This window comes from Acidimicrobiales bacterium (genome assembly GCA_035316325.1).
Lineage (GTDB): Bacteria > Actinomycetota > Acidimicrobiia > Acidimicrobiales > VFJN01 > DASXTK01.
On the sequence record DATHJB010000140.1, the window covers coordinates 1 to 13,673 of the forward strand.

Below are 13,673 nucleotides of genomic sequence, written 5' to 3' on the forward strand. Positions count from 1 at the left end.
GGCCAGCCCGTCCCACTGGGTGCTGCCCTGGAGCCACAGCGTCTCGAGGTAGTCGTCCCGGCCCACTGACCCGGTCGACAGGTCGTCGCCCAGGCCCGGCTGGAAGTCGTGCTTCTCGTGGCCCACGTAGAGGATCTGGTGGACGGGGTTGCTGCGCCGGCTGGCGGCGTTGCGGCGGGGCTCGTGCAGCGGCAGCCCCAGGTTGAACACCCGACCGGAGCGGACGTGGCGCAGCGCCCGCAGGGTGCGCTCGTCGGACAGCAGGTTGAGGGTGCCGAGGTCGTCGTCCGGCCCCCAGACGCCCCACGACGAGCCGGCGGGCCGATCGGCCGCCACCGGCAGGTCGGCGTGGGACGGGATCGGGGTCACGAGCCCTCGACCTCGGACAGCCGCAGCCACAGGGTGAGCGGGGCCCGCGACCAGAACAGCGGGTTGCCGTCGAACTCGTAGCCGTCGGCCAGCGAGACGGCCGACACCCGCCGCGCGAACTCGGCGACCGCGGTGACGCCCTCCAGCCGGGCCAGCGACGCACCCGGGCACACGTGCGGCCCGGACCCGAAGGCCAGGTGGTCCTTGGGGCGCTCGCGGTCGAGCCGGAAGGTGTCGGGGTCGTCGAACACGGCGGCGTCGCGGTTGGCCGAGGCCAGCCCGACCACCACGTGGCTGCCCGCCGGCACCTCGGTGTCGCCGAGCACCTCGTCGTCGCCGACCGTGCGGCCCATCACCTGGATGGGCGTGTCGTACCGCAGCGACTCCTCGATCATCGTGGGCACCAGCGAGGGGTCGGCCCGCACGGCGTCGAACAGGCCGGGCTCGGTGGCGAAGCGGTGCAGGCAGTTGCCGAGCATCGAGCGGGTGGTCTCGTTGCCGGCGATGATCAGGTGCTGGGCGTGGGTGCGCACAGCGGCGTCGCTCAGGCCGTCGGCCATCAGGCGGGAGATGAAGTCGCGCCGGGGCGGCCCGTCGTCGCCCCGGCGCTCTTCGATCAGGGACTGCATGTACGCGGCGAACTCGGGGTGGAGCTGCGAGTAGGGCGCCGGCGCCCGGTCGTACAGGCGGGCCACCAGCTCGTCGGTCCACCTCTGGAACTGGTCGAAGTCGTCGACGGGGACGCCCAGGGCCCTGGCGACCACGCGGGGCGGGATCGGCGCCGCGTAGGCCTCGACCATCTCGACCTTGCCGTCGCGGCGGTTGGCCTCGAGCGCCAGGTCCATCCGCTCGGCGGCCAGCGCCTCGACGAACGGCACCATGTCGGAGGTGCGGTGGGCGGCGATGGCGCCGTTGATCATCCGTCGCAGCCGCCCGTGCTCGGGCTCGTCGACGTTCATGAGCGCCCGCTCGTCGTCGGGGAACCCGTCGGCATCGAGGAAGCTGCCCGTGTACCGCTCGACGTGCTGCAGCACGGTCCGCACGTCGTCGTGGCGCGCCACGAACCAGCCCGACGGCGTGTGGGCGACCGGGCAGCGGGCGCGCAGGTCGGCCATGGCGTCGTGGTGCGGTTCGAGGAACGACTCGTACGGGTCGAAGACCACGGGTTCAGTCATCGCGGAGCTCCCTGTCGAGAAACCAAGCAAACGATAGTCCGGTTAGTGACCGGTGTCACTGAACATCTGGGCGGAACGGTTCGTCACCCCACCAGGGGAAGTCGTCGGGCAGATCGGCGCTCACCGCCAGCGACCACTGCGCCGGCCGCTTCTCCAGGAACGCGGTGATGCCCTCGTAGGCGTCGGCCCGCTCGCTGGTGTGGGCGATCAGGCGGGAGTCGAGGCGGTGCGCCGCGATCGGCGACGGCTGGGCCGACAGCCGCCACAGCATGTGCCGGGTCAACGCCGCCGACACCGGGGCGGATCGCTCGGCCATCTCGGTCGCCAGACGCTGCGCCACCGGGAGCACCTCGTCGGCCGGGTGCACGCTGCGCACCACCCCGCCGGCCAGCGCCTCGTCGGCGGTCAGCGTGCGCGCCGTGAGGCACCACTCCAGCGCGGTCGGCAGGCCGACGATGCGGGGCAGGAACCACGACGAGGCGGCGTCGGGCACGATCCCCCGCCCGGTGAACCCGAAGGCCACCTTGGCGTGGTCCGCCAGCACCCGCACGTCCATGGGCAGCGTCAGCGTGATGCCCACCCCGGCGGCCGACCCGTTGAGGGCGCCGATCACCGGCTTCAGGCACGCGAAGATGCGCAGCGCCACGATGCCGCCGAGGTCGCGCTCCCTGTCCACCCCGGCGGGCGACTTCGACATGTCGAGGGCCTCGGCACCGTCCGCCAGGTCGGCGCCGGCGCAGAAGGCCCGGCCACGACCGGTGACGACCACCACCCGGACCTCGTCGTCGGCGTCGATGCGGTCGAACACGTCGAGCAGCTCGGCGGCCATGGTGACCGTGAAGGCGTTCATCCGGTCGGGCCGGTCGAGGGTCACGGTGGCGATGCCGCCGTCCACCTCGTAGGCGATCTGCTCGTAGGTCACGGCTGCGGCCGGGGCCGGGCGGCGCCCGCGTGCTCGTGGCGCTCGAGGAAGGCGCTCGTCCGCTTGGCGTCGACCAGCTCGAGGCGGGGCCAGCCGTCGCGGGTGACGTAGGCGAACTCGGTGGGGCGTCCGGCGTCGTCGAGCAGGGTCAGGTCCATGCTCCAGCCGTCGGCGACCAGGGCGTCGATGGCGCCCTCCAGGTCGTCGCACCAGTAGGCGAGGTGGTGCAGCTCGGACCGCGCGTCGGTGTGCCAGGTGCTGCCGAGCGATCCCTCCGACAGCTCGACGTGGAGCGGCCCACCGGCCGACACCACCCTCCGGCAGGCCCAGCCCGTCGTGTCACAGGGGCCGAGGCCCGGCGCCATGTCGTCCATCACCGGGCTCCAGCGCAGGCCCATGAGCGCCCCGAAGGCGTCCATGGCCTCCTCCAGATCCCGGGTGGCGAACGACAGGTGGTACGGCACGGCCCCGAGGTGACCCAGGTCGGGGAACCGTGCGTCCGTGGTCTGTCCGGTGGACATGTACTGATTCTGGCCCGGAACTAGACCGAGCGCTAGTTTGGTTTCTTGACGACCGGAAGGGGACCTCCGTTGAAGTTCGGCATCACCCTCATGTTCACCGACGAGACACCGTCGGTGATCGACGTGGCCCCGGAGCTGGAGAGCCGCGGCTTCGAGTCGATGTGGATCGGCGAGCACACCCACCTGCCGGTCGACACCGTCTTCCACTACGCCCAGGACAAGTACCCCACCGGCAAGACGGTGAAGGAGGGCTACGTCCCCGACTTCTACAAGCGGATGGTCGACCCCTACATCGCCCTCACCGCGGCCGCCGCCGTCACCCAGCGGATCAACGTGGGCACCTGCATCGCCCTGCCCGCCGAGTACAACCCGATCATCCTGGCCAAGGCCATCGCGACCCTCGACATGATCTCCGGCGGCCGCTTCCAGTTCGGCATCGGCTACGGCTGGAACGGCCTGGAGATGCGCAACAACGGCTTCGACATCAAGGACCGGCGCCAGGTCATGCGGGAGAAGATCGCCGCCATGAAGGGGCTGTGGACCCAGGAGACCGCCGGTTTCGAGGGCGAGTTCGTCAACTTCACGCCCAGCTGGTCGAAGCCGAAGCCGCTGCAGACGCCCCATCCCCCGGTGCTGCTGGGCGCCGCGCCCAGCCCCGCCACCTTCCGCGAGGTGGTCGACTGGGCCGACGGCTGGATCCCGGTGCGGGGCTTCATGAACGCCGACCTGGCCGACGACATCGCCCGGCTGCGCACGACCGCGAAGGAGGCCGGGCGCGACCCCGACACCATCGAGATCAGCCTGGTCAACCCCGAGGGCGCCATGGGCGGCAAGAAGTCGCAGGAGGAGTTCACGAAGCGGCTCCCGACCGCCGACACCGTCAAGGCCTACGCCGAGGCCGGCGTCAGCCGCGCCACCTTCGGGGTACCGATGACCAACATGGACTTCATCCGCTGGTCGCTCGACCAGGTGGCCGGCCTGCAGGCCGAGGTCAACGGGGACTGACCCGGGTGGACCCTGAGCCGGCGGGCGACCTCGAGCTGCGCTACCTGGTGGTCGAGTCGGCCGTGCGCCGGGTGCTGGCCCGCTACTGCCGGGGCGTCGACCGGATGGACGCCGACCTGGTGCGCAGCTGCTACCACGAGGGCGCCACCGACAGCCACGGCAACTTCGAGGGCACGGTCGACGAGTTCGTCACCTGGGCCTTCGGGCTGCTGGCGGGCTACTCGCTCACGATGCACGTGCTGGGCAACGTGCTCGTGGAGCTGGACGACGACCGGCCCGACGTGGCCTTCTCCGAGGCCTACGCGATCGCCTACCACCGCAAGGACGGCGGCAAGCCCCACCGCAACCTGGTGACCGCGTTCCGCTACGTCGACCGGTTCGAGCGGCGTCCGGTCGACGGTTCGACTGCGCCCGAGTGGCGCATCGCCGAGCGGGTGGTGGTCACCGAGTGGCTGCGCCACGACCCGCCCGAGGGCTGGTGGCCGGTGCCCGACGGGTTCGTCGCCGGGCGGCGCGACCGGACCGATCCCGTCTACACCCTCCGCCGTGCCGACGGGGACAGCGCCGGGGGTTCGTAGGCGGGGTCGCGGTGGTTGAGGTTGACGCCGGGCGGCACGATCTCGTCGATGCGGTCCAGGGTGGCGGCGTCGAGGCGGACGTCCGCCGCGGCGACGACCTCCTCCAGCTGGGTCGGCGTGGCCGGGCCGACGATGGCGGCCGTGACCGCCGGGTGCTCCAGCACGAACGCCAGCGCCAGCTCGCCGAGCGTCAGGCCGCTGTCGGCGGCCAGCGCGGTCAGCGCCTCGACGGCTGCCAGCTTGCGCTGGTTGTCGGGCAGCGCCAGGTCGTACTTCGCCGGGTCGCGGGGCGCGCCGCCGAAGGTGGGCATCGGGGCGTCGCGTCGCACCGCGCCCGTGAGCCAGCCGCCGCCCAGCGGGCCCCAGGTGATCACACCCATGCCGTAGCGGGCGCAGGTGGGCAGCACGTCACGCTCGATGCCCCGGGTGAGCACCGAGTAGGGCGGCTCCTCGCAGCGGGGACGCTCCCGGCCGCGGCGCTCGGCCGTCCACTGGGCCTCCACGATCATCTCGGCGGGGAACGTCGACGACCCGATCGCCCGCACCTTGCCCTGGTGGACCAGGTCGCTGAGGGCGCCGAGGGTCTCGTCGAGGTCGGTGGCCGGGTCGGGTCGGTGCTGCAGGTAGACGTCGAGGTGGTCGGTGCCGAGCCGGCGCAGGCTGCCCTCCACCGCCGCCATGATCCAGCGACGGGACGCGCCCCGGCGCAGGCGGCTGTCGTCGACCGGTCCGAAGAACTTGCCGACGATCACCACCTCGTCGCGGCGGCCCCGGACGGCCTCGCCCAGGATCTCCTCGCTGTCACCGGCCGAGTACACGTCGGCCGTGTCGAAGAACGTGACGCCGTGGTCCATCGCCGTGCGCACCAGGGCGACGGCCGCGGCCCGGTCGAGCTCGCCCCAGCGGCCCAGCAGCATCGTGCCCAGGCACAGCCGCGGCACCTCGATGCCGGTCGCCCCCAGGAAGGCGTGCTCCACGGCGGCGTCAGCCCTCCGGGTCGGCCAGCGGGTGGTGGCAGGCGACGAAGTGGTCGGCGCCCACCTCCTGCAGCTGCGGCTCCTCGGCGGTGCAACGCTCGTCGGCCCGGGGGCAGCGGGTGCGGAACCGGCAGCCGCTGGGCGGGTCGAGCGGCGACGGCAGCTCGCCGACGATGTCGTCCCGGGCGATCTCGGCGTGGGGGTCCGGGTCGGGGATGGCCGCCAGCAGCAGGAACGTGTACGGGTGCGCCGGGTTGCGGTCGAGCACGTCGGCCGGCGCCACCTCGCACACCTTGCCCAGGTACATCACCAGCACCCGGTCGCTGATGTTCTTCACCACTGCCAGGTCGTGGGAGATGAACACCGTCGCCAGGCCGTAGCGGTCGCGGGCGTCGTGGAGCAGGTTGAGGATCTGGGCCTGCACCGACACGTCGAGCGCCGAGACCGGCTCGTCGCAGATCAGCACCTGGGGCTCGAGCGCCAGCGCCCGGGCGATGGCCACCCGCTGGCACTGCCCGCCCGACAGCTGGCGTGGGCGGCGGTCGCCGACGATCGCGGGGTCGAGGCCCACCGACTCGATGAGGGCGTCGATCTGCTCGGTCGTCAGCGTCTTCTTCCAGATGGCCGGGCCCTCGGCCACCAGCGCCCGCACCGTCCGGCGCGGGTTCAGCGACGAGATCGGGTCCTGGAAGATGAGCTGCATGCGGGTGCGGCGCCGGCGCAGCTCGGCGTCATCGAGACCGGTCAGCTCCTGGCCGTCGAGCCGGACGGAGCCCGACGTCGGCGCCACCAGCTGCATCACCGCCCGGGCCGCGGTCGACTTGCCGCACCCCGACTCGCCGACGACGCCCAGCGTCTCGCCCTCGCGCACGTCGAAGCTCAGCCCCGACACGGCGTGCACCTTGCGACCCCGTCGGGCCGGCAGCTCGACCACCAGGTCCTCGACCGCGAGCGCGGCGTCGACGTCGTCACGCAGGTGCGCCCGGCCCGACCCGGCCATCAGACCGTCACCTCCACCGACGAGTCGTCGGTCTCGCTGCCCGTGCCCACCGGGAAGAAGCAGGCGACCCGGCGGGTCAGCCCGGCCTCGGCGTCGACCGCGGCCGGCGCCAGTTCCGGCGGCGAGTCCGAGCACGACGGCTGGGCGTGGGCGCAGCGGGGCGCGAACCGGCACCCGGACGGGAGGGCCACCAGGTCGGGTGGGCGTCCGGCGATGGCCGCCAGGCGGGTGTGGCTGGCCTGGTCGAGCCGGGGCGACGACCGCAGCAGCGCCTCCGTGTAGGGGTGCCGGGGCTGGTCGAACAGCTCCACCGGCGTGGCCGCCTCCACCACCTGGCCGGCGTACATGACCGCCACCCGGTCGGTGCGCCCGGCGGCGACGCCCAGGTCGTGGGTGATCAGCACCACCGACATGCCCCGGTCGTCGGCCAGCCGGTCGATCAGGTCGAGGATCTGCTTCTGCACGGTCACGTCGAGCGCGGTGGTGGGCTCGTCGGCGATCAGCAGCTTCGGGTCGCACGACAGCGCCACGGCCAGCGCCACCCGCTGGCGCATGCCGCCCGACAGCTCGTGGGGGTAGTTGCGCAGGCGGGCCTTCGGGTCGGGGATGCGCATCTGCCGGAGCAGCTCCTCGGCCCGGGCCGCGGCCTGCTGGCGGGAGAGCCCGAGGTGGTAGCGGATCGGGTCGGAGATCTGGGCGCCCACCCGCTTCACCGGGTTGAGCGAGGTCATCGGGTCCTGGAAGACCATGGCGACCTCCTTGCCCCAGAAGTGCCGCCGCTCCTGGCGGGACAGGGTGTGCACGTCGCGCCCGTCGAAGCGCAGGCTGCCGTCGACCACGGCGTTGACGTCGCCGTCGTAGAGGTTCATCAGCGAGCGGACCAGCACGGTCTTGCCCGACCCCGACTCGCCGACGATCCCGAGCCGCTCGCCGTGGCCGACCACGAGGTCGACGCCGTCGACCGCCCGCAGCTCGCCCCGGGAGGTGCGGAACGTGGTGGACAGGCCGGCGACCTCGACCAACGGGGTGGCGGTGGCGTCCGTGGCCATCAGAGCCTCCTGCGCTGGGGGTCCCAGCGGGAGTGGAGCTTCTCCCCCACCAGGTTGCACGAGAACACGGTGAGGAACAGCACCACGCCCGGGACGAGCACGATGTGGGGGTTCGCCTCGAAGATGCCCTGCTGGCCCTCGGCGATCATGTTCCCCCAGGAGGGCTCGGGCTGCTTGATGCCCAGGCCGAGGAAGCTGAGCGACGCCTCGGCCACGATCATCACCGCCACCACGATCATGCCGTAGGCCACCAGCGTCGGCAGCACGTTGGGCACCAGCTCGCGCACCAGGATGCGACGCCGCGTCGCCCCCATCGCCCGGGCGGCCTGGACGTACTCCCGCTGGGCCAGCTGCAGGGTGGCGGCCCGGGCCAGGCGCACGTTGATGGGGATCGACAGGATCGACAGGCCGATCGTCAGGGTCCGCACGCTGGGGTCGAGCACCGAGCTGAGCGCCAGCAGCAGGACCAGCGGCGGGAAGGCGAGCATGGTGTTGTTGAGGATGCCGACGGTCCGGTCGACCGGGCCCCGGCGGTAGCCGGCCACCACACCGACGGCGCCGCCGACCACGATCCCGACCGCCACGGCCACGAGCGCCACCGTCAGCGACGCCCGGGCCCCGTGGACCACGCGGGACAGCTCGTCGAGCCCGAAGTTGTTGGTGCCCAGCGGGTGCTCGCCCAGCAGGTCGGGCCGCCCGAACGGCGGGTTGAGCAGGGTCGCGCTCGTGTCCTTCTCCTCGCCCAGGGGCAGGATCGGCGCCAGCGCGGCCCCGGCCAGCACGAGGCCCAGCCAGGTGATGCCCAGCACGAGGCCGGGGTCGACGGTCGGACCGAAGCCCGCCCGCAGCAGGTGCGCCACGCCCCGGTAGACGAGCACGACGCCGGCGAGGACCAGCGCCACCCGCCCGACCATGGCCAGGCTCCCGGGCGGGCTCGCCCCGAGCCCGCCGGCGACCAGCCCGGCGACGACCAGCAGGCCGCCGACGACGAAGCCGCGCCTGCGGGGCAGCGGTGCCGCGACCGGCGAGGCCCCCGGGCCGACGGCGCCGGTGCCCGCGGGGTCAACCGCCGCGTCGACGCCGGGCGACGTGGTCGCGTCGAGGTCACGCAAGCTCATGGCGCACCCTCGGGTCGAGCCAGCCGTAGGTCAGGTCGATCGCCGCGTTGACCAGCACGTAGATCGCGGCCACCACCAGCACCGCCCCCTGCACCAGCACCAGGTCGCCGTCGACGGCGGCCTTCACCACCAGGCTGCCCAGGCCCGGCAGGCCGAAGAGCTGCTCGGCGATCACGGTGGCGCCGATCATCCGGCCCAGGCTCACGCCGGCGACGGTGACCAGCGACAGCGACGACGGCCGCAGCGCCTCGCGCACCAGGATCCGCCAGCGGGGCAGGCCCTTGGCCCGGGCCGCCAGCACGAAGTCCTCCTGCAGGGTGGCCACCAGGTCGTTGCGCAGGAGGCGGGTGTAGATGGCCACCTCCATGAGGCTCATGGTGAGCGCGGGCAGCAGCGCGAAGCGCAGGTTCTCGCCCCACCCGCCGTCGCTGGGGCGCACCCAGCCGTTGCGGGGCAGCACCGGCCACAGCTTCACGAACACGAGGATCAGCAGCAGTCCCGCCACGAAGCTCGGCACCGAGATCATCCCGAAGGCCATCGCCGAGATCGACCGGTCGACCCGTCCCCCGGGCTTGGCCGCCGACAGCAGCGCCAGCGGGATCGACAGGGCCAGCGAGATGGTGACCGCCAGCACCGCCAGCTCGAGGCTCACCGGCAGCGCTGCCGACACCCGGTCGGTGACCGACCCGTGGGGCGGCACCACGCCCTCGCCGAGGTCGCCGCGCACGGCGTCGCCCAGCCAGCTGAGGTAGCGGGAGAAGAAGGGGTCGTCGAGGTGGAGCTCCTGGCGCACCTCCACGTAGTCCTCCGCCGGCCGGTCGGGACCGAGGATCGCGACCGCCGGGTCGCCGGGCAGCAACGAGCCCAGCATGAAGGTCAGGAAGCTGATGAGCAGGAGCACCAGTAGGAGCTCACCGAGTCGCCTCGCCACCGCGCCGATCACCGCTGGTCACCCCCTAACCAAGCAATTGTTTGGGTGGAACTTAGCAGCTCGCGGCGCAGATGCGCCTTGTTCACCTTGGCGAAGAAGTCCCGGGGCAGCGCATCGCGGAGCTCCAGGCGCTCCGGCAGCTTCTGGGTCATCAGGCCCTGCTCCACCAGGAAGGCGTTCAGCTCCGCCAGCCCCGGCGCCGGACGGCCGGCCGCCGGCACCACCACCGCGCAGCACATCTCGCCGCGCTCGGCGTCGGGCACCCCCACCACCGCCACCTCGGCGACGGCGGGGTGCCGGTGCAGCAGGTCCTCCACCTCGACGGCGCTGATGTTCTCGCCCTTGCGGATGATCACGTCCTTGAGCCGCCCGGTCAGCTCCAGGAAGCCGTCCTCGTCGACGAAGCCGACGTCGCCCGTGCGGAAGTAGCCGTCGGCGTCGAAGCCGGCCTCGTCGTGGGCCGGGTCGAGGTAGCCGAGGCACATCGACCGGCCCCTGGCCCGGATCTCGCCCTCCGCGCCCGGCGGGCACACTCGCTCGTCGGCGCCGACGATGCGCACGTCGATCCCGGTGCAGGGCCGACCCAGCCGGTCGAGCAGCTTGGCCGGCGGGTCGTCGGCCGCCCCGGACGCGACCATGGCGAACTCGGTCATCCCGTAGCCCGACAGCACGCCCACGCCCCCGAACTCGCGGACCAGCGCCTCGTGCACGTGGGGCCGCTTGGCGTCGCCGCCGTGGGGGAAGCTGCGGATGCGGGGGAACAGCGGCGTGGTCGGGTCGCGGCGTTGCGCCTCCAGGTAGGCCCGCTGGAACGTCAGCCCGGCCCCGGCGTGGCTGACCCCCTCCCGGCGCAGCACCTCGACCGAGTCGTCGCCGAAGTGGGCGATCAGGATCTGGCCCTGCCCGGCGATCAGGCCGGCCATGAAGAAGAAGGCGCCGCCGATGTGCGCCACCGGGAACACGATCGTCGTGCGGTCGTCGGGCCACAGGTCCAGGCACTCGACCTCGGCGTGGGCCGCCCACACCAGCGATCCGTCCGAGTGGCGGGCGCCCTTCGGGACCCCACCGGTGGTGCCCGACGTGAAGTAGGTCCAGCGGTGGGCGTCGGGGTCGGACGGCGGCGCGGGTAGGTCGGCCGGGTCGCCGGTGGGCAGATCGTCGTCGACCACGAGCACCGCGCAACCGTGGTCGGCGGCCAGCTCCCGGGCCTCGGCCGCGTGCTCCCGGCCCCGCCAGCGGGTGGGCACCAGCAGGTGCGACGGCGTGGTCGCGGCCAGCGCGTGGCCCAGCTCCCGGGCCCGGTAGATCGGCACGACCGGCACCTGCACCACGCCCAGCCGGCTCAAAGCAGCGCACACCACCAGCGACTCGATCCGGGTCGGCAGCTGCCACGCCACCGTCGCCCCCGGCGCCACGCCGGCGGCCAGCAGGCCCGCGGCCACCGCCTCGCTGCGAGCGTGGTACTCGCCGAACGACACGCGCCGACCCACCTCGTCGACCATGCACAGGGCGTCGGGGCTGGTCGCCGCCCGCCAGGCCACCAGCCCCCAGAACGTCTGCGGCGCCCCGTCGAGCAACGGCGCGTCCCGACCGAGTCGCGCCTCCCGCCTCATCGGAACACGTGGCCGGAGTCGACGAAGAGGGTCTGGCCGGACACCGAGCGGGCCAGGTCCGACAGGAAGAACACCGCGGCGTTGGCCACGTCGCCGTCGGTCGTCATGTGGGGCAGCGCCAGCTCGTCGATGATCGGGGCCATCAGCTCCTCCCGGGTGACGCCCTGCCGGGCGGCCTCGCCGTCGAAGTAGCCCTCCACCACCGGCCCGTACTTCCAGCCCGGCGCCACCGTGTTGGTGCGGATGTTGTCGGGCCCCAGCTCCTCGGCCAGGTAGTAGGTGGAGGTCACCAGCGCCGACTTCGACATCGCGTAGGCGAGGTTCCAGCGGGTGCGGCGGGGCCGGGCGAACGCCGTGGAGGCGATCGTCACGATCGAGCCGCCGCCGGTGCGCTGCAGCAGCGGCACCACCGTGCGGGTGAGGCGCAGCGTGCCCTCGACGTTGACGGCCGCGGCCGTCTGCCAGTCGTCCAGCACCTCGTCGTCCATGAGCCCCCCGACCGCGGTGTCGACCGCGGCCACGTTCACCACCCCGTCGAGCCGACCGAAGCGCTCGTCGACCAGCGCCGGCAGCGCGGCGCAGCGCTCCGCGGAGGTGATGTCGACCTCGGCGGTCAGGGTGCGCTCACCGTCGGGGTCGAGCTCGGCGGCGATCGCCGCCACCCGGTCGCCCACCATGTCGATCGCCACGACGCGGCCGCCCTCGCGCAGCACGGCCGCCGCGGTCTCCCGGCCCAAGCCGGGCCCGACGCCCGACACCAGCACCACACGATCCTGCAGGAGTCCCATGACCCTCCCCTCCGACCTCTAGCTTCCCGGGGTGCGGCTGAACGGCTGCACCGCGAAGCGCTCGCGCAGCTCGGCCTTCAGCACCTTGTTGCCCACGTTCTTCGGCAGCCCGTCGACCACCTCCACCTGCTCCGGCACCTTGTAGAGCGACAGGCCCTTGGCGGTGAGGAACGTCCGCAGCTCCACCACGTCGAGGCCGGTCGCCCCGGTGACGAGGGTGACCGCGGCACAGCAGCGCTCGCCGGTCTGCGGGTCGGGCACCCCGACGACCGCCACCTCGTCGACGCTGGGGTGCAGGTAGACCAGGTCCTCCACCTCGCGGGCGCTGATGTTCTCGCCGTTGCGGATGACGATGTCCTTCAGCCGCCCGCTGATGTGCAGGTAGCCCTCGGCATCGAGCCGGCCCAGGTCACCGGTGTGGAAGAAGCCGTCGGCGTCGAACGCCGTGTCGAGCGCGGGGTCGACGTAGCCCAGCATGAGCTGCGGGCCCCGCAGGCAGACCTCGCCCTCCTCGCCGGCGGACAGGACGGTGCCGTCGGGCGCCAGGATCCGGATCTCCGACCGGGGGTAGGGCCGGCCCTCGGTGGTGGCGCGCACGTCGTCGGGGTCGTCGAGGTCGCTCATCGTGAAGCTGCCGGCCTCGGTGAGCCCGTAGCCGGCCAGCACCCCGACGCCGAAGGCCTCGACCAGCTCGCCGTGGAGCTCGGGCGGGCGGGTGGCGCCCCCGCCGACGAAGGCCTTGATGTGCGGGAAGATCGGCCGGTCGGTGGCCCGCTGGCTGCGCAGGTACTGCTGGAAGAACGGCAGCCCGGCCCCGGCGATGGTCACGTCCTCCCGGGACAGCGTCGCCACGGCGTCGGGCCCGAACCGCTCGAGCAGGATGCTCGCCGAGCCGACCATGAGGTCCATGAACACGTAGAGGATCCCGCCGATGTGGGCGAACGGGAAGACGATGGCGTTGCGGTCGCTCTCGTCCATGTGCATCCGCCGGGCCATGTGCTCGGCCACGTGGATGAAGCCGCCGTCGGTGTGGCGGGCGCCCTTGGGGTCGGACGTGGTGCCCGACGTGTAGAGCACCCAGCGCACGGCCTCGGGCCCGGCCGACACCGGTACCGGCGCAGGCGGCAGGTCGGCGGGGTCGCCCTCCGGCAGGTCGCCGTCGAGCACCTCCACCCGCAGGCCGGGCTGACCGGCGGCGATGGAACGGGCCATGGCCCCGTGGTCGAAGTCGCGCCACACCGAGGGCACCAGCAGCAGGTCGGACCCGAGCTGCCCGGTGATGAAGCCGACCTCCCGCTCCCGGAACAGCGGGGCGATGGGGTTCTGGACGGCACCGAGACGAGCCAACGCCGCCACCAGCACGAAGGTCTCGATGCGGTTGGGGAGCTGCCACGACACGACGGTCCCCGGCTCGACGCCGAGCCGCTGCAGCCCGGCGGCAGCCCGCTCGGCCCGGTCGCGGTAGGCGCCGAACGCGAGGCGCCGACCGGCGTCGTCCACCACCATCAGCCCGTCGGGCGTAGCGGCGGCGCGACCCTCCACGAGGGCCCACAGTGTGTCGGCACGGATCATCGGCATCGGCTCCCTTTCGGGAACCTATCGACGCGGCCCTAACCAGTCAAGCGCT

The 13,673-nt window shown here is 72.9% G+C and carries 14 protein-coding genes; 2 read left to right on the plus strand and 12 right to left on the minus strand.

What is annotated here, in order from left to right; genetic code table 11:
* From VK611_18650 to VK611_18665, 4 genes are all read right to left on the minus strand, one after another.
* The coding region (locus tag VK611_18650; protein HMG43356.1) for a hypothetical protein at window positions 1-369 on the minus strand (369 nt) is incomplete at its 3' end.
* The gene (locus VK611_18655; protein HMG43357.1) at window positions 366-1,544 is read right to left on the minus strand and encodes a cytochrome P450; all 1,179 of its coding nucleotides are present in this window, start codon (window positions 1,542-1,544) and stop codon (window positions 366-368) included. The genes VK611_18650 and VK611_18655, both read right to left, overlap by 4 nt.
* Before the next feature lie 55 nt (window positions 1,545-1,599).
* Window positions 1,600-2,466 (minus strand): enoyl-CoA hydratase-related protein, encoded by an 867-nt coding sequence (locus VK611_18660; GenBank protein ID HMG43358.1) that lies wholly within the window; start codon window positions 2,464-2,466, stop codon window positions 1,600-1,602.
* Window positions 2,463-2,987, minus strand: a complete 525-nt coding sequence (locus tag VK611_18665; GenBank protein HMG43359.1) for a VOC family protein — start codon at window positions 2,985-2,987, stop codon at window positions 2,463-2,465. The genes VK611_18660 and VK611_18665 overlap by 4 nt, the downstream gene beginning before the upstream one ends.
* A 69-nt stretch (window positions 2,988-3,056) precedes the next feature.
* On the opposite strand from VK611_18665, the gene VK611_18670 reads away from it, so the two are divergent.
* Both VK611_18670 and VK611_18675 read left to right on the plus strand, forming a co-directional pair.
* Window positions 3,057-3,992 carry an LLM class F420-dependent oxidoreductase gene (locus tag VK611_18670; protein HMG43360.1) on the plus strand — a complete coding sequence of 312 codons (936 nt, stop codon included), beginning with the start codon at window positions 3,057-3,059 and terminating at the stop codon, window positions 3,990-3,992.
* Between the two features lie 5 nt (window positions 3,993-3,997).
* On the plus strand, window positions 3,998-4,570 hold the full coding sequence (locus VK611_18675) for a nuclear transport factor 2 family protein (protein HMG43361.1): 573 nt from the start codon (window positions 3,998-4,000) through the stop codon (window positions 4,568-4,570).
* Here the strand turns inward: VK611_18675 and VK611_18680 are convergent.
* Genes VK611_18680 through VK611_18715 form a run of 8 tightly spaced genes read right to left on the minus strand, consistent with a single transcriptional unit; the run spans window position 4,525 to window position 13,618 of the window.
* Window positions 4,525-5,547 (minus strand): aldo/keto reductase, encoded by a 1,023-nt coding sequence (locus VK611_18680; GenBank protein HMG43362.1) that lies wholly within the window; start codon window positions 5,545-5,547, stop codon window positions 4,525-4,527. The two genes, VK611_18675 and VK611_18680, sit on opposite strands and share 46 nt — an antisense overlap.
* Window positions 5,548-5,554: 7 nt before the next feature.
* Window positions 5,555-6,547: an oligopeptide/dipeptide ABC transporter ATP-binding protein gene (locus tag VK611_18685; GenBank protein HMG43363.1), complete on the minus strand. Its 993-nt coding sequence runs from the start codon at window positions 6,545-6,547 to the stop codon at window positions 5,555-5,557.
* Window positions 6,547-7,596 (minus strand): ABC transporter ATP-binding protein, encoded by a 1,050-nt coding sequence (locus VK611_18690; protein ID HMG43364.1) that lies wholly within the window; start codon window positions 7,594-7,596, stop codon window positions 6,547-6,549. The genes VK611_18685 and VK611_18690 overlap by 1 nt, the downstream gene beginning before the upstream one ends.
* On the minus strand, window positions 7,596-8,714 hold the full coding sequence (locus VK611_18695; GenBank protein ID HMG43365.1) for an ABC transporter permease: 1,119 nt from the start codon (window positions 8,712-8,714) through the stop codon (window positions 7,596-7,598). Before VK611_18695 ends, VK611_18690 begins: the two co-directional genes overlap by 1 nt.
* Complete coding sequence (locus tag VK611_18700; GenBank protein ID HMG43366.1) at window positions 8,701-9,645, minus strand: ABC transporter permease; 945 nt, start codon at window positions 9,643-9,645, stop codon at window positions 8,701-8,703. The genes VK611_18695 and VK611_18700 overlap by 14 nt, the downstream gene beginning before the upstream one ends.
* 8 nt (window positions 9,646-9,653) lie before the next feature.
* Window positions 9,654-11,258, minus strand: coding sequence for an AMP-binding protein (locus tag VK611_18705; protein ID HMG43367.1), 1,605 nt, complete (start codon window positions 11,256-11,258; stop codon window positions 9,654-9,656).
* Window positions 11,255-12,046 carry an SDR family oxidoreductase gene (locus VK611_18710; protein HMG43368.1) on the minus strand — a complete coding sequence of 264 codons (792 nt, stop codon included), beginning with the start codon at window positions 12,044-12,046 and terminating at the stop codon, window positions 11,255-11,257. Before VK611_18710 ends, VK611_18705 begins: the two co-directional genes overlap by 4 nt.
* A gap of 18 nt (window positions 12,047-12,064) precedes the next feature.
* A complete protein-coding gene (locus VK611_18715; protein ID HMG43369.1) occupies window positions 12,065-13,618 on the minus strand; it encodes an AMP-binding protein in 1,554 nt (517 codons plus the stop codon).
* Window positions 13,619-13,673 lie beyond the last annotated feature (55 nt).

What these genes read in the sequence shown, in the direction of transcription:
- VK611_18655 (HMG43357.1), bottom strand. Translation starts at nt 1,544, where the DNA reads ATGACTGAACCCGTGGTCTTCGACCCGTACGAGTCGTTCCTCGAACCG.
- VK611_18665 (HMG43359.1), bottom strand. Translation starts at nt 2,987, where the DNA reads ATGTCCACCGGACAGACCACGGACGCACGGTTCCCCGACCTGGGTCAC.
- VK611_18685 (HMG43363.1), bottom strand. Translation starts at nt 6,547, where the DNA reads ATGGCCGGGTCGGGCCGGGCGCACCTGCGTGACGACGTCGACGCCGCG.
- VK611_18690 (HMG43364.1), bottom strand. Translation starts at nt 7,596, where the DNA reads ATGGCCACGGACGCCACCGCCACCCCGTTGGTCGAGGTCGCCGGCCTG.
- VK611_18695 (HMG43365.1), bottom strand. Translation starts at nt 8,714, where the DNA reads ATGAGCTTGCGTGACCTCGACGCGACCACGTCGCCCGGCGTCGACGCG.
- VK611_18705 (HMG43367.1), bottom strand. Translation starts at nt 11,258, where the DNA reads ATGAGGCGGGAGGCGCGACTCGGTCGGGACGCGCCGTTGCTCGACGGG.
- VK611_18710 (HMG43368.1), bottom strand. Translation starts at nt 12,046, where the DNA reads ATGGGACTCCTGCAGGATCGTGTGGTGCTGGTGTCGGGCGTCGGGCCC.
- VK611_18715 (HMG43369.1), bottom strand. Translation starts at nt 13,618, where the DNA reads ATGATCCGTGCCGACACACTGTGGGCCCTCGTGGAGGGTCGCGCCGCC.